The 15,309-nt window shown below is 65.6% G+C and carries 14 protein-coding genes; 7 read left to right on the forward strand and 7 right to left on the reverse strand.

Annotation, left to right across the window (positions count from 1 at the left end; all coding sequences use genetic code 11):
- Positions 1–17 precede the first annotated feature (17 nt).
- Positions 18–1,343, forward strand: a complete 1,326-nt coding sequence (locus VN461_08445) for a zinc dependent phospholipase C family protein (GenBank protein ID HXB54796.1) — start codon at positions 18–20, stop codon at positions 1,341–1,343.
- A 98-nt stretch (positions 1,344–1,441) separates the two neighbouring features.
- Positions 1,442–1,798, forward strand: a complete 357-nt coding sequence (locus tag VN461_08450; GenBank protein ID HXB54797.1) for an S-adenosylmethionine decarboxylase — start codon at positions 1,442–1,444, stop codon at positions 1,796–1,798.
- 84 nt (positions 1,799–1,882) lie between these two features.
- Here the strand turns inward: VN461_08450 and VN461_08455 are convergent, their stop codons facing one another.
- Together VN461_08455 and VN461_08460 are read right to left on the reverse strand one after the other, a co-directional pair.
- Positions 1,883–2,317 (reverse strand): hypothetical protein, encoded by a 435-nt coding sequence (locus VN461_08455; protein HXB54798.1) that lies wholly within the window; start codon positions 2,315–2,317, stop codon positions 1,883–1,885.
- Between the two features lie 65 nt (positions 2,318–2,382).
- A complete protein-coding gene (locus tag VN461_08460; GenBank protein HXB54799.1) occupies positions 2,383–2,916 on the reverse strand; it encodes a BON domain-containing protein in 534 nt (177 codons plus the stop codon).
- Positions 2,917–3,244: 328 nt separating this feature from the next.
- Here VN461_08460 and VN461_08465 point away from each other — a divergent pair, with 328 nt between their 5' ends.
- From VN461_08465 to VN461_08475, 3 genes are all read left to right on the forward strand, one after another.
- Positions 3,245–4,189: an ice-binding family protein gene (locus VN461_08465; protein HXB54800.1), complete on the forward strand. Its 945-nt coding sequence runs from the start codon at positions 3,245–3,247 to the stop codon at positions 4,187–4,189.
- A gap of 138 nt (positions 4,190–4,327) precedes the next feature.
- A complete protein-coding gene (locus VN461_08470) occupies positions 4,328–4,603 on the forward strand; it encodes a GlsB/YeaQ/YmgE family stress response membrane protein (GenBank protein ID HXB54801.1) in 276 nt (91 codons plus the stop codon).
- Positions 4,604–4,978: 375 nt separating this feature from the next.
- A complete protein-coding gene (locus VN461_08475) occupies positions 4,979–7,111 on the forward strand; it encodes a transglycosylase domain-containing protein (GenBank protein HXB54802.1) in 2,133 nt (710 codons plus the stop codon).
- Between the two features lie 1,258 nt (positions 7,112–8,369).
- On the opposite strand, the gene VN461_08480 is transcribed toward VN461_08475, so the two are convergent.
- The 4 genes from VN461_08480 to kaiC all read right to left on the reverse strand — a co-directional run bounded on the left by VN461_08480 (position 8,370) and on the right by kaiC (position 12,726).
- A complete protein-coding gene (locus VN461_08480; GenBank protein ID HXB54803.1) occupies positions 8,370–10,502 on the reverse strand; it encodes an ATP-binding protein in 2,133 nt (710 codons plus the stop codon).
- Positions 10,503–10,572: 70 nt separating this feature from the next.
- The gene (locus tag VN461_08485) at positions 10,573–10,908 is read right to left on the reverse strand and encodes a circadian clock KaiB family protein (protein ID HXB54804.1); all 336 of its coding nucleotides are present in this window, start codon (positions 10,906–10,908) and stop codon (positions 10,573–10,575) included.
- 4 nt (positions 10,909–10,912) lie between these two features.
- Positions 10,913–11,230: a circadian clock KaiB family protein gene (locus tag VN461_08490; protein HXB54805.1), complete on the reverse strand. Its 318-nt coding sequence runs from the start codon at positions 11,228–11,230 to the stop codon at positions 10,913–10,915.
- A gap of 23 nt (positions 11,231–11,253) precedes the next feature.
- Positions 11,254–12,726, reverse strand: coding sequence for a circadian clock protein KaiC (gene kaiC, locus VN461_08495; GenBank protein HXB54806.1), 1,473 nt, complete (start codon positions 12,724–12,726; stop codon positions 11,254–11,256).
- Between the two features lie 272 nt (positions 12,727–12,998).
- Here kaiC and VN461_08500 point away from each other — a divergent pair, with 272 nt between their 5' ends.
- Both VN461_08500 and VN461_08505 read left to right on the forward strand, forming a co-directional pair.
- Positions 12,999–13,211: a hypothetical protein gene (locus VN461_08500; protein ID HXB54807.1), complete on the forward strand. Its 213-nt coding sequence runs from the start codon at positions 12,999–13,001 to the stop codon at positions 13,209–13,211.
- A 67-nt stretch (positions 13,212–13,278) separates the two neighbouring features.
- Positions 13,279–14,097 (forward strand): PAS domain-containing protein, encoded by an 819-nt coding sequence (locus VN461_08505; GenBank protein ID HXB54808.1) that lies wholly within the window; start codon positions 13,279–13,281, stop codon positions 14,095–14,097.
- Between the two features lie 514 nt (positions 14,098–14,611).
- Here the strand turns inward: VN461_08505 and VN461_08510 are convergent.
- A complete protein-coding gene (locus VN461_08510) occupies positions 14,612–15,142 on the reverse strand; it encodes a BON domain-containing protein (protein HXB54809.1) in 531 nt (176 codons plus the stop codon).
- Positions 15,143–15,309 lie beyond the last annotated feature (167 nt).

The raw sequence follows: 15,309 nt of genomic DNA on the forward strand, positions 1-15,309 counted from the left end.
ACAGTCAGGGGGTCGGAATGATCAAAGATGCGGCCCGCGCGGCGCGGGCCATTCTGGTGCTTCTGCTCCTGTTCGGGGTGACCACGCCATCCTCGGGTTACTCCGTGCTTACCCATGAGCAGATCGTCGATCTCCTCTGGAAGGACCAGATTCAGCCCCTCCTGCTGAAGCGATTCCCGAGCGCCACCGAAGAAGACCTGCGCAAGGCGCATGCGTATGCCTACGGCGGCTGCGTCGTTCAGGACATGGGGTACTATCCGTTCGGAAACGCGTTTTTCAGCGACCTCGTCCACTACGTGCGCAGCGGCGATTTTGTCGTGGCCCTCGTCCAGGAGTCTTCCGACGTCAACGAATATGCCTTCGCATTGGGAGCGCTTTCGCACTACTCCGCCGACAACACCGGCCACCCCACCATCAATCGCGTGGTCGCCCTGGTCTTTCCCAAGCTGCGGACCAGGTACGGAGACCAGGTCACCTACGCGGACGATCCTAAGGCACACATCCAGACGGAGTTCGGCTTCGACATGGTTCAAGTGGCGAAGAACCGCTACACCTCCGATAGCTATCATGACTTCGTTGGTTTCGAGGTCTCCAAGCCCGTCCTCGAACGCGCATTTGAGAAGACCTACCAACTGAAGCTCGACGATGTCCTTGGCCACGTTGACCTGGCCATCGGGACTTTCCGCCGAGCGGTGAGCCAGGTGGTCCCAGAGATGACGCGGGTTGCGCTGCTCTCCCGCCACCTGGAGTTTGTGGACGACACACCCAATGCCAACAAGAGGAAGTTCCTGTACTATCTTTCCCGCAACCAGTACGAAAAGGAATGGGGGACGACCTACCGCAAGCCGGGGATCAAGACACGAATCCTGGCGTTTTTCTTGCGATTGATTCCGAAGTTCGGGCCTTTCAAGGCACTCGCCTTTCAGATCCCCACCACGCAGACGGAGGACATGTACATCAAGAGTGTCGACAAGACGGTAGAGAACTACGCGAGCTTGCTTAGCGAGGTCGGCAGCGAGAACCTTCACCTGCCGAACATCGACTGCGACACCGGCCGGGAGCCGCGGGCGGGCGAGTACGTTCTCAGCGACAAGAGCTATGCGCGCCTGCTCCACACCCTCTCCGAGCACGGATTCGACCAGCTCACGGCCGAGCTGCGCGCGAACATCCTGGCTTTCTACGCCACCCTGGATGCACCGAGCGCGACGAAGAAGGACCAGAAAGCCTGGCGCCGGACCCTGAGGGAGCTGGATGAGCTCAAGGTGGAGCCACCCCGAGCAGTACCCGCGCTGACGAGCGCATCGGGAGGGGCGGACTCAACGAATGCCAGCATTCGCCATTGAAAGGGCATTCCCTCCGGGACCGGGACACCCGCCAAAATAGTCCTCCGCCCGCATCGGGGCTTGACGGCACCCCTCGCCTGCGCTTAACTGGCCCCACCTTGACGGATCCCCCGCTCGGTACGGAATGGCTCGTCGACGCGCACGGCTGTGAGGCCAACCGGCTGCGGTCCCAGGAGGCCCTCGCGGCCCTCTTCGACCGGATCGTCCAGGACCTCGGGCTCCGCACGGCAGGCGAACCGCTGTGGCACGTCTTCCCTGGACCGGGGGGCGTCACAGGGATGCTGCTCCTCAAGGAATCGCACCTCGCCTGCCATACGTTTCCCGAGCGCGGCTTCGCATCCTTCAACCTCTACTGCTGCCGTCCGCACGAGGAATGGCCGTGGCCGGAGCGGCTGGCCGAGTTCCTCGGAGCGCGACGCGTCGAGGTGCGATCGTTTATGCGCGGAGGAGCCTGAGCGACCGGAGACGTGGGTTCGCTCTTCCTGAAACGCTCCTCTCTCGGGGACGGATCCGCCGTACAGAACCGATGGACGAGAGGCTCAGGGCGTGGCGGCGCGCGGGAACCCGAGCGTGCTGCGCACGAGCGTCTCCGCGTTCCGGAGCAGCGCCAGCGCCTGTGGGTCGCCGCGCGTCAGGCTCGCGGTGACCGGATCGCGCAAGCGAACAACCTTCTCCAGCGCGTCTTTGAAGGTGCCGGCGGCGGTTCGCGTGGCCTCGGCCTGCACGCCGTCGAAGAACTTCGACGCGAGCGGCTGCGCCTGTCCGTAATTCTGGGCGGAGACCGCATCCTCCGCGGCGAGGAGCTGGCCGAGCAGGCCGCCAAGACGGACCCGGGCCTGCGCCTCCGTAAGCTCCACCTGCAGACTGGTGATCTGCCCCTCGAGAGCCTGTCGCTGCTGATGCTCCGGCCAGTACCCGACCAGGTAGGCAAGTCCCGCCAGAACGATTACCAAGGCGCCGAAGGATCTCTTCATGCGAGAACTGACCTCTTGCTCGTTCCTGACCCTGAGACGGGAGCGAAGTTCGAAGTGTATTCCTATTAATCCCTTACGACCGTGAGCTGGTTCCGAACCCTGTAACCCTCGGCCTTTTCCCGGGCCACCTTCTCCGCGGCCGCCTTCTGGGCGGCCGTCGGCACCGTGCCCTTAAGGGTCACGGTTTTGGTGTCGGCGTCGGTGTCCACGTCGATGTGGGAGGCGTCGATGCTCTTGTCAACCATGAGGGCGGCCTTTACGTCGACGGTCTGCTTCTTGGCCCCCACTTCGGAGCCGACCTCCTTCGCCCCCTCCTTGATTTTCTCGCCAACGGCCTTGGTGCCTTCGGCGATTCTGCCCCCGACCTCCTTGGCCTTTTCGCCGACCCTGTGGGCAGTATCTTGGGACTCCCCCTTGGCCTCTTGAGTCTCCTGCCGGGCCTTCTCCGCGTTCTGCCGGGAGTCCTCCTTCACACCTTCCGCCGTGTTGCGGCACGCCGGTGCGGCCGCCAAAGCCATCACGACCACCGTCCCCAGCAGCGCTCCGTGATCCCTCATTTCCCCGACCTCCTTACGATCTGTGACCGGTTCGGTCAGCACTTGAGCCTGCCTCTGATCCAGCAATCCACGTGCCAGATGCACGATAAGAAACGGTCTCTGACGGCGCATGGGCAGCATTCCGCCACGTTGAGAACGAACTACTGTGGGAAGGCAGTTTGTACACCATACATTCGCGTGGGAGGCCGACGACACCAGCAAGCTATTGTTCCCGATCAAGTCTTGTAGAGATGTAGTCGTCTCCCGTCCTGAATTCGAGCATGTCCTAAGGCAAGGACTTGCTGGCATCTCGCTTGCAACGGTCGGTAGCCTCTCGTTGAAGATTGATGAAGGCCTTGTTTTTCGGTGACTTTAGGAAACGGAGAGCCATATGAAGAGTAAATACTTGATTCTGTTGGCAAGCATGGGATTCGCCGCGTTTGTTTCGGGTCCGTCTCCGGCGTTGGCCGCCTCGCCAACTCTGGGTTCGGCGGCGAGCTTCGCGATCCTGGGTGCATCGACGGTGACCTGTACCGTTGCCGGCGCCGTCACCGGAGACGTCGGCGTCAGTCCCGGTACCGCAATCACCGGCTTTAATCCTGATTGCACGCTTACGGGAACGCTGCACTTTGGTGATGCCGTCGCGCTTCAGGCCCACGTGGATGCCGGCCTCGCGTACCTTGCCCTCGCAGCACAGCCGTGCAGCAATCCCATACCCTTCGCCGGTGCTACGCAGCTGGCGGGAATGACCTTCAGTCCTGGCGTGTATTGCTTCGCGTCGTCCGCTTTCCTGAACGGAACACTCAACCTCACGGGCGCGGGCCCGTGGATTTTCCGGATGGGGAGCACGATCATAACCGGAGTGAGCGAGTCGGGCCCCGCGTCAGTTCTCGTCAATGGCCAGCCCACTTGCAACGGGGCGGACGTGTTTTGGCAGATCGGCAGCTCCGCGACCATCGGGGCAGGCACTCACTTCGTGGGAGACATTCTCGCCGTCGCTAGCATCGGCTTGGATCCCAACGCACACCTGGACGGTAGGGCCTTGGCGCTGAACGGTGCCGTGACGTTGAGTGGCAGCAATACCGTCTCCGTCTGCGGCTCCGGCGGCAGCATCCCCCCTCCGGGCCCCCCAGGGTGCAAGGTCAAGGTGATCTGTGATTGCAATGACCACCACGATGGTGACAACGATCGCCATGAGGGTGACAACGACCACCACGACAAAGATCGTAGTACCTGCCACGACCGTGACGATGACCACCACGACAAGGATAGCGACCACCACGACAAGGACGACGACCATCACGACAAGGACGGCGATCAGAAGAACGATCGCTGACCTGAGACGGCTGGACACCCGGAGGCGCGATCTCTATCGCGCCTCCGGGTACGTGGGTTTGGGCTGCGCCAAGCCCGATAGAGTGGCTAGAGTGTCTTCACCCTTATGGGATCAATCTAAGAGCGAAAGGGGCCTGTTATGACCATCACGTTGCCGGGGCTCATACTCCTCATCATAATCGCGGCCGTCTGCGGCGCCATCGGCAGGGCTATCGCTGGCGACGTCCGCGGTGGGCTGATAGTTTCCATAGCCCTCGGTTTCATAGGAGCACTCCTTGGGCCCTGGTTTGCAACCCAGCTGAAGCTATCAGAGCCTCTGGTGGTCCACATCAGCGGGCATCCGTTCGGGATTCTGTGGTCGATCATCGGCGCTACCATCTTCGTGGCCGTCATTCACCTGGTCTCCCGTCGGTAGCGACTGAGGAGCAGGCGAGCCTTCCATTAGTGGGCTGTGAGTACGGCTTTCTCCCAGCCTTACAACACCAGGGCGGAGTGTTGTTCGGTCCCCGATGGGGCCTTGGCTCGCGCGCTTCTGTCATCTCCTGCGCGGCGTGCTGGTTAGGGCCGTACCCGACGAGACGAGATAGTCAACGGCTTGGCGGCACGTTGCTTGCTCATCTTGATCCCGATGACCCTTCTCATCGAAACTGGTGCCCCTCTCCGCGGGGCGTACGTCGGCGACGACCGCAGGCGCTACCCTTTCCCTCGCGATCTGTACGGCGCTGCCGGGTCGCGGCTGCGGTGCGCCTGCGCCGATCTGGCCCACCGGCTGCAGTGTGCTGGCGCTTTCGTGGCCGAGCGGCTCCGGTCCGCGTGGTCGCACCGCTTCGTGCGGCTCGCCGCCCCGTGCCTCGTGCTCCTCCCGCTCCTTCCGGCGGCGGGATTTGTTCAACACCTCTACTTCGACCGGAGTGGCCTCCCCGATCTCGGGCCTTTCATCCGTTTCGAGCCCCCCACGATCGGCGAGGTCTACGACGGCCGGGGCAAGGTGCTGATCGAGCTGGCACGGGAGTACCGCCGGGTAGTCTCCTACGCCGAGGTGCCCCTCATCCTGCGCCAGGCCATCCTGGCCGCCGAGGACAAGAACTTCCTCTCCCACTCAGGCGTGGACTACGGCTCTCTGCCGCGGGTGGTCCAGAAGACGGCGACGCAGGCCCTGGCCACCTGGTGGAGGGGCGGCGCGGGGTCCCGGCTGCTCTTTCCCCAGGGTGGTTCAACCCTCACGCAGCAGCTCGTCCGCGGCTACTTCCTCCAGGACCTGACCAGCCGTGAGAACGGTGACGCGCTGTCCCGCGGCGGCCTGACCCCGTGGCTCCTCTCCGCGGCCCTGGGGGTTAAGGCCACGAACAGACTTCTCCGGAAGCTGGAGGAGGTACGCCTGACGCTCTGGCTCGAGGAGGAGATGCGCCGGCGCTACGGATCGCAGGAGCGGGCCAAGCAGGAAATCTTCGCCCGCTACGCCAGCTTCGTCTATCTCGGCAACGGCCGCTACGGCTTCGCCGCCGGCTCCGAGTATTACTTCGGTAAGCGCCTGTCGAGCTACACGCCCCAGGACGCGGGGAATGCGGCTCTGCTGGCGGGAATCGGCAAGTCGCCCCGGGACTATGCGCCGGTGCCGGGCGATCGACGGCCCCTGCGCCGCCGCAACCAGATCCTGGCCCTGATGGCGCGCAACGGCTACATTCCCGAGGGCCTCGCGAGGCGCTGCCAGGCCGAGCCGGTCCGCGTGTCGGCGCACACCGTGGCCAAGACCCAGGCCCCGGCCGCGATCGAGAACGTCTTCGACGAGCTGAACCAGCACGGTGGGAGCCGCTTTAGCGTCGAGGACCTGTTCCAGGGGCGGATCGCGGTCCGCTCCACGGTAGACGAGCGCGTGCAGAACATCGTCAACGAAGGCCTGGAGAACGGTCTCGCCCTGTACGAAAAGCGACACCCCAGGGCGAAGGGCTTGATTCAGGGCTCGGTCGTGGTGCTCCGCAACGCGGACGCCGCGATCCTGGCCGAGGCGGGCGGACGGCAGGTCTACAACGACCGCTACACGAGCTACTCCGATTACAACCGCGTCACGGGCTCGCTGCGGCAACCGGGCTCGGCGATGAAGCCCCTCGTGTATCTGGCCGCGTTCCGCCAGGGCCTGGACCTCGACACCACGGTGCCCGACGAGCCCATCGGCGTGCCCATGGGCTCGGACGATGACGTCAAGTGGATCGCCAACTACGACAACCGGTTCAAGGGCCCGATCCCGGCTCGCCAGGCCCTGGCCGAGTCCCGCAATGCGGTAGCCGTCTGGATCACCCGCGAGATCGGCATAGCCAACGTGATCCGGACCGCCCGGGAGCTGGGGATCCGCAGCCCGCTGCAGCCCTACGCCAGCACGGCGCTCGGGGCGTCAGAAGTGCGGCTCCTGGAGCTCGCGGGCGCCTATCGCGCCATGGCTTCGGGGATCCTGGCTGAGCCGCACGTCATCCATCGCGTGACGGACGCCTCTGGCGGCGTGCTCTACGAAGCATCCAGGTCAGCGCGGGCGATAGCCTCCGCTGAGCTGAGCCTGATCCAGGAGGGGTTGCGCGGCGTGGTCCGCCTCCCGGACGGCACCGCTCACTCCCTCGACACCCGGGACTTCCCGATCCCGGTGATGGGCAAGACCGGAACGACGAGCGACTTCCGCGACGCTCTGTTCGTCGGCTCCACCTACGGGCCCCAGGGGATCACGGTTGCGGTCCGGATCGGGTTCGATGACAACCGGGCCCTGGGGGAAAAGGAGACCGGGGGCCGCACTGCGTTGCCGGTTTTCAGGGAGATAATGCTCCGCGTCTACAAGGACCAGCTCGTGGGGCCGGTACCGCAGTTCCCCCGTGACATCGAGGAAAGGATCGACGGGTACCTGGCGAGGCAAGCCGAGCTGGCCACGGGCGAGGAGTAGACGTCACCAGAAAGGAGCGCCTTACCACGGTCGGGTGCCCCGGGAGAGACGTTGGAACCCATCACTCTTACTGTCGGCGGCGTGATCGGCCTCGGGGTCCTCGGGTGGGCCATCAACCACGCCCGCAACCGGCCCTTTAGGAAGGACGTCCCAGTCTTCCGCGCCTCTCGCTGGACGAAGGGCAACCGCATATGGCCCACGCAGGTAGCCGTGTTCCCCAAGCCGGGTTGTGCGCTGGACGCCGCGGCTCCTCGGCCATTTCGAGGAGACCATCGCGACCGACCAAGTCGCCTCGGTGAGCGTGGACGCCGACTCATCTTCGGCGATGTAATCATCGAGACGACCGGAGGCTCGCAGCCCATCCGCTGCCACGGCAGGCGTGACGCCGAGGAGATCCGGCGCGGGATCACCGAGGCTCAAGCCGGGCGGCAGCCGAAGCCTTAACATCCCCGCGCGCTCCCTGCGGCGGCCCCACCCTCTTGCGCTCTTGACCAAGCGCCTCTAGTCGTCGGCGACAAGAGGTGAGCATCTGTTGCTCACCTCTGATCCTCTCCCGCTTAGCGCCCCACCAAGATCAACACCCCGGCCGCGACGGCAAGTACGTTCAATATTTTCGCGGTGTGGGCAAAACGGATCTTGAAAAAGGGCAGTAGGCCCGTAGCTATGAGCCAAACCGCCAGCAACAGTGTTCCCAGCATCATTGGTGCGCTCCTATCTAAGCCCCGAGGATCCGGCTCTTGACCCAATCATTCCGTCCACCCGATCCACCTACCGGCCGCCACAGGCACGTCCAACGAGGGCCGAACCTGGCCTGGGCCGCGCGCGCACCCGGGCCCCCCGCTCGACCCCTCCGTAGGACTAAAATCTCTGGTAGCGGGCGCTCCCGTCCTAAGCTGTACCTTGGAACTCAGAGCAACGAGCGTGCCACCCCGAGACCGCGGGGGGGCGGCAAGCGCGTCTCCCTGCCCGACGCAGACGCTCAACGGCAGCGGGCTGGGACCGGAGTGGATTCACTCAAGCGGCACAGGAGTGGCTCAACGGCCCTGGATAGCCGAGGAGGGCGTTCAGGAGGTGCACGTGCGCGCCCTGCGCCGGGCGCACTACGCACCCTCGTAGGTGTGACGAGTCCGGGGAACAATCTACAATCTGCTTTCCGTCCGTGGACTCAGATCGCGAACTCGTTCGCCGGCTCTCGCCCGGTGCCACTCCGCGCGACCAAAAGGCGGCCCGCCGGCGAGGTGCCGGGGGCCCCGCTGGCTCAGCGCGAGGTAGCCCGAGGCCCGGCTGGCGCCATTACTCTGGCTACCACGATGGCCAGCTCGCCTGGCGTCACCGGCTTGGGGACGTGCATCTGGAATCCGGTCCGCAGCGCGTCCAGCCGATCCTGAGCGCTGGCGTAGGCCGTGAGCGCGATGGCCGGCGTCGCGCCGCCGCGCTCGGCGGGCAGCGCCCGCACCCTCTGCAAGAGAGCATAACCGTCCTCGCCCGGCATGCCGATGTCGGCCACCAACACGTGGGGGCGCTCCCGCTCCAGGGCGTCGAGGGCCTCGCGGACGCAGGAGGAGGTGGCCACACGAGCACCGTAGCGCCCCAGGCCGATGGCCATCGCCTCCCGGGTATCTTCCTCGTCGTCCACCACCAGCACGCTCACGCCCGCGAGCGATGGTGCGGCCTGCGCCTCTTCCGGGCCCGCCTTGGTCGGCGCCCTCCCCTCGGCTGGCGTCGTGTCGATCGAGACCCCTTGCCCCCGTTGCAGTCTGACGATGAACACCGCACCCGACCGCCCCTCGCGATTCCGCGCCTCGACCGTCCCGCCATGCAGCTCTACCAAATGCCGCACGATGGCCAACCCGAGACCCAGTCCGGCGTGCCGCCGGGTGCTCGATGCGTCGGCCTGCCGGAAGCGGTCGAAGATGTAGGGCAGGAACGCGGGATCGATCCCGGGGCCGTCGTCCGTGACCGAGAGCTCGATGCAAGAGCCGGCTGCCTCCACCCGCACCTCTACCTGCCCCCCCACGGGCGCGAACCTGATGGCGTTAGACAGCAGGTTCCAGATCACCTGCTGTAGCCGGCTCGCGTCACCCAACACGGCGCCGGCCGCAGGGTCGATCGCCAGATTGAGCTGAATACCCCTGGCCTCCGCAGCCAGCCGAACGGTGTCCACGGCCGATTCGATTAGCTCGGCCAGCCCCACCGGACTCCGGCTAATGCGGAACTGGCCAGTTATGATCCGCGAGACATCTAGTATGTCGGAGACGAGCTGGGCCTGGGCTTGGGCATTGCGATGGATCGCTTCGACCGCTCGGCTCACGGTGCCGGGATCCGAGCCCGGCTCACGCAGGAGGTGCGACCAGGCCACGATGGCGTGGAGCGGCGAGCGCAGCTCGTGGGACAGGGTGGCCAGGAACTCGTCCTTCAGCCGATTGGCTGCTTCCGCGTCGGCCCGCGCGAGACGCTCGCGTTCCAGGAGCGCGGCCCGCTCCTCCTCCGCCCGCCGGCGCTCGGTGATGTCGCGAAGGTATATCTCAAGCCGATCCTCCCGAGGGTAGGCGTGGGCCTCGAACCAGCGGCCCGCGACCTCGGACCGCGCCTCGAAATGCACTGCTTGGCCATCGTCCACCGCCCGCTGACACTGCCGCTGGAACTCGGGGTCGGCGCCTTCCGGGTAGGTTGGCCAGACAACCCTCCCGAGCAGCTCCGACGCCGGCCGCTGAAAGATCATACTCTCGGCGACGGAGTTCGTCGCGAGCAGGCGCCAATCGTGGTCTATGACCAAATACGCATCCGTGATGCTCGCGAGCACCGTGCTCAGCTGCTCGTGGGCCGTGCGCAGCGACTCCTCGACGCGCTTGCGCCGGTCGATTTCGTCCTGCGCGGTTCTGTTCGCCTCTTCCGCCGACGCCCGTGCCACCTGCTCGCGCTCGAGCTGCGCTCGCTCGTCCTCCCGGCGCTTGCGGTCCGTCAGGTCCGTGACGATCAAGCAGAAGACACGCGCGCCCTCGAGGGGCAGCAGGGTGAAGGAGACCTGGGTGAGGACCAAACCTCCGCCCCTCCGGAACGAGACCTCGCCGCGGCTGAACCCGCTCCCGGCGGCCTGCAGCAGCCCGGTCAGGGAGGCCACCCCCGGCCCGTCGAGGAAGCGCGACAGCCACGTGCCCAGGATCGCCTCCTCGGGCACATCCAGCAGCGCCGCCAGAAACGGGTTGCAGTAGAGCACGACTCCATCCTCGGACAGCGTGGCCGCGCCCATCTGCATCTGCTCCACAATTAGGCGGTAGGCATGGTCCGCGCTCTTTAGCGTGAAGACCCGGTCTTCCCCGTTAGTCTCCACGACCAGCGCGTCCACTTCGCCGCTGCGGATCGCGCGCAGGGTCTCTTCCAACTCAGCCACTCGGGAACGCAGCCGCTCGCGCTCTCCTCCCAGCGGACCGCGGTCGGTTCTGGCCTTGACGGGCATCGCGCTAGGGGGTGCGCGCTACGAGGTCCAGTCCCCTGAGCACCCGCTCCGTCCTCGAGAGATCGCCTACCAGGCACCGCATCGGAGGGGGAAGCTTCTTGATGAGCGTCGGGACCGCCACGATCTGGTCGACGCGCAGCATCGCCGGCCGGTCGTAGACATCCACGACCTTCAAGTCGTACCGACCCTTCAGGTATTGCTCGCAGATGGCCTTGATGTTAGCGATCGCGCGAAGCGACGCGGCGGTGGCACCCGCCACGTACAACTTCAGCTCGTAGCGGCGGGCCGCCGTCGCCGACTCCAGCTTGGCTTTCGCGGAGCGCTCCGCCTTCTGCGTCATCTCCCTACCCCTGCGGAACGATCTGCATGCCGATCAGGGTGCGCTCGGTGTTCGAGAGATCGCCGATGAGCTTCTTCACTGGTGGCGGAAGTTTGCGGACCAGGGTTGGTATGGCGATGATTTGGTCAGCCCGGGCCAGCTCGGGGTTAACCAGCAGGTCGATGACCTCGAGCCGATACTTGCCGCGCAGGTGGGTCTCGCAGATCCTCTTCAAGTTCGCAAAGGCGGCCAGGGACCTGGGCGTCTGCCCCGCCGTGTAGAGCCGCAGCTCCCAGCGCTCGGCCGCCTTCGCTTTCGCGACTGCAGCCCGCACCCGGGACATGGGGCGGGACCTCTTGGCAACGCTCACGCCCTTTGCCCTCTACGGGCCGGACCTCCCGGGCGCTTCTTAAGCTGCGGGGGCTGGTCGTCGCCGAGGTCGACGCCTCGGTCCGTGAGCCGAAACTCTCGCACGTCGTGCGAGTGGGCCATGCCGCGCGACTTGAGCACGCAGAGCACGCGGCGGCGCCGACCCTGGCGTTCTAGGTCCCGCAGCACGATCCACGTATCGATGAGAGAGGAGACTGCCGCCTCCGTCTGCTCCGGGTGGACCCCGGCGGAGGTGAGGCTCGTGAATGCAACCGTAATGCCCTCCGACTTGAGAAAGTCGATGAGCCGCATGAGCATGGCCTTGTTATCGGCCAGCGACTCGGTCAGCGTAAAGTCGGTGATGGGATCGATGACCACCGCCGCCGGCCGGGACTCCCGGACCGCCCGGTGCATAAAGGCCAGGTGCGTCTCCAGCCCGTAGATGGTGGGCCGGGCCGCCTCCAGGCGGAGCAGGCCCTTCTTTAGCCAACGACCTAGATCGATGCCGATCGAGCGCATATTCCGTGAGAGCTGCCCTGGCGATTCCTCGAACGAGAAATACAGGCAACACTCGCCTCGGTCGCAGACGGCTTCCGCGAAGCGGGAGGCCAGGCTGGTCTTCCCGGTACCTGGTGTCCCCGAGATTAGGATGGTGCTTCCCCGGAAATAGCCGCCTCCCAGCATCGCGTCCAGCGATGGTATGCCGCTGGACACCCGCTCCGAAGACGCTCCGTGGTGTAGCCCCAGCGAGGTGATCGGTAGAACGGAGACGCCGTCGTCGTCGATCAGGAAGGGATACTCGTTTGTGCCGTGGCTGGATCCGCGATACTTCACCACCCGCAGCCGGCGGGTGGATACCTGCTCCGTGACACGGTGGTCGAGCAGGATCACGCAGTCCGACACGAATTCCTCGAGCCCGTGCCGAGTGAGGCCCCCTGGCGCACGCTCGGCAGTGACGACGGCCGTCACACCGCGGTCCTTCAGCCAGCGGAACAGGCGGCGCAGCTCCGCGCGCAGCACGGCCATGTTCGACAAGCCCGCGAACAGGCTCTCGATCGTGTCCAGCACCACACGCTTGGCCGCCGCGGTGTCGATGGCGTGACCCAGGCGGATGAAGAGCCCTTCCAAGTTGTACTCTCCGGTCTCCTCGATCTCGTTGCGCTCGACGCGCACGTACTCGATGAGCAGCTTCTTCTGGGCGGAGAGACGCTGGACATCGAAGCCCAGGGAGGCGACGTTCTCGGCCAGTTCCTCGGAGGTCTCCTCGAAGGCCATGAACACACCCGGCTCGCCCAGCTCCACGCCGTGCACGAGGAACTCGATTGAGAGAAGAGTCTTGCCGGAGCCGGCGCCGCCGCAGACGAGGGTGGGGCGCCCGCGCGGCAGGCCCCCTCCGGTGATCTCGTCAAGGCCTTGGATGCCGCTGGGAGCCTTGGCTAGAGTCGAGAGAGTCGCTGATTTCTTGACCACGCACCAAAATCCTTGGTGACAGGCGCCGATCTCGGCGCCCCATGACGCCAATCATATTCTCCATTTGGAGGCCGGACGTCAACCAGCCCTGGAACTCAGCGAGCCCGAGGTCCAGCTCCACTGCTGGCACTCTTCTTGCTGTAGCAGTGGGCGGGCAATCGCGGGGCGAGCTAAAGCGTCCTCCGCAGCCAACCATGGTCGCCCAAAGGGACAAACATGACGCCTGCGCTGAGGGAGTCGACGAGCGGCGGGTGCGTCGCGGGGAGGCATAGATGAAGGGAACGAGGCTCCTGGGGGCGGTGCTCCTTGTTTTGGGCATCCTGGCCCTGGCCTATGGCGGGTTCAGCTACACCAAGAACACGGAAAAGGCGAGTGTCGGGCCCTTCAAGATCGAGGTCCAGGACAGAGAGAGGGTGAACGTCCCGCTCTGGGCGGGTGTGGCTGTCGCGATCGTCGGCGGCATCCTCCTCGCCCGGAAGCAGTAGCACCTCCTCTCGGGGGGGTTGATGGATTGCATCGGGGCATCGCCGACCTGTAAGTGGGAGATCGGCCATGGCAAGCGGCAGGACCGATGAAGAGAAGGGGCGCCTGAAGGAGGCCGCAGGAGCCCTGACCGGCGATACAAGGTTGAAGCGGGAGGGTCGGCTCGAACAGCCTGCCGGGCAGACAAGACAGAGGCCGGAGAAGGTCATTGACACGATCAAGGAATGTATCGCAGTGACTACCGATGAGGGCGATCCGGGTGCGGCTGCCGCCCGACCGCAAGTCACGCAACTAGGCGGCAACCGCGACTTCGTACCGGAGGGACCTCTCACGAGGAGGACGCAGGCCAGGCGGCGGAAGGAGCGCCTCCGCGTCGCGCTCGCGGCCGCGCGGAACGAGCTCGAGTTCGGTGAGAGCCGGCTGGCGCCGTCCGACGCCGCCCAGGCTACGATCTGGGACTGGCACCTAGCCAGCGGCAGGGTGGAGTGGAGCGACACGCTGAAGGATCTCTTCGGTTACGCGGAGAGGGTGACCGATGCCGCCTGGCGCGAAGACCGCATCCACCCGGAGGACCGCGACCGGGTCAAGCTCTCCCTCGAGCGAGCGACCATCGTGAACCACGGGGCCGCGTGGACTGAGGAGTACCGATTTCGTCGGGCAGATGGCGGCTATGCCACGGTCATGGAGCGAGCCTACATCGTCCCGGACGACACCGGCCCCTGCAGAGTCCTCGGACGGATCACACCCGCCTCAGCCGGATGGCTGCACGCCGGCCCCAGAACCTCCGCCGCCCCAGACGCATTGCTTGAACCGAGGCGCGCCGGACGCAGGCCCACCGCCGCGGCCAAGGCGTCGACTGCAGGGTCGACCCGGCCTGATCCGCGCTGAGGGGCAGGCCGCGTCGTCTTGAGTCGTTCTCTTCATCCTTCTCTCCCCTCTTAGGGATGACGACCCGTGGCGCTCAGAGCCGCGCCCCCGGCTGGAGTCTGACCCTGTTGCACACCGGGTGAGCGGCCCGGTTAGCCTGCCTTTGTTGGTCAAACACCACGCCAGTGCCGGTCCCACCGTCGATGATGGTCCCGGTGACGTGCCCTTGAGAGAGAGGGGAACCCGCCGCGTGGTCTGAGACAACGCGAGGATCGTCCGCGGCAACTCCCTTACCCCGCGGATCGCGGGGCCGACCCCGGGCGTTTCGTGGGAGAACTGGATGACGGTTCATCAGGCTGAGGATTCAACGCGACCGTCTTCTCGCTCGGTGTCTAGCGGTCCTGTCGGAGGCTCAGCTTCAGACCCGCCTCGAGCGATTGGCTGCCTGAAGACGCTGGATGTGACCTCATTTCCGACGACGCCGGCCGGGCGACGCCTCCCGGGCCTCGTCCCCGGAGAGGAGCCGCCCTCTCGCTTACTTTTCGCTCGTCTCGATCTTGGAGGCCACGTGCCGCACACCGGCGCAGTCGTAAGCGGCCTCGATCGCGCGCAGCCTTTGGGCGATGGCCTGGGTCTTTCCGCCGAGGAGCACGACCCCGTTGTCAACCGACTCCACGTTGATCCCGTCGAGGTTCTTGTCGGTCTTCAGGGCGATCTCGACCGCTCTCCTCACATCGCTGTCCGAGGCCTTCACGGCCTCCTTGCGAGTCTCCGGGACGACCTCCACCAGGTTCCGGACGCCCGTCACGCCCTCGACGCCTCGGACCGCTGCCTCGGCCTTGTCCTTCTCTCCTTGGCTGCTCACCGTCCCGTGGAGGGTGACTTGCCCATGCTCGGTATCGACCTTCACCGCCGTGCGGCCCGCGCCGTCGGTCGTGAGGAGCGCAAACCTGGCCCTTGACGTTATCCAGGCGTCGGGCCGGGCGGCGTGCGCCGATTGAACGGCAAGGTTCCACATTAAGAGGGCACTGCCCAGGGTCAGACTTAGCTTGCTGCTTGAACTCATACGCCTCCTTATAGCGCCTTGGCGCCCGCGGTCTGGCGGACGTGCAGCCCATCGGTTGCGGGCGCTTCCTTCCAAGGGCATACCGCAACCTCCGTGCCACAGCGAGTACAGCGGTTTTGGCCCTATCCGTGCGACCAGGTGCTCCGATGAATGACATTCCAGAAGGA

The organism is Vicinamibacteria bacterium (assembly GCA_035570235.1).
In the GTDB taxonomy this organism is placed as follows: domain Bacteria; phylum Acidobacteriota; class Vicinamibacteria; order Fen-336; family Fen-336; genus DATMML01.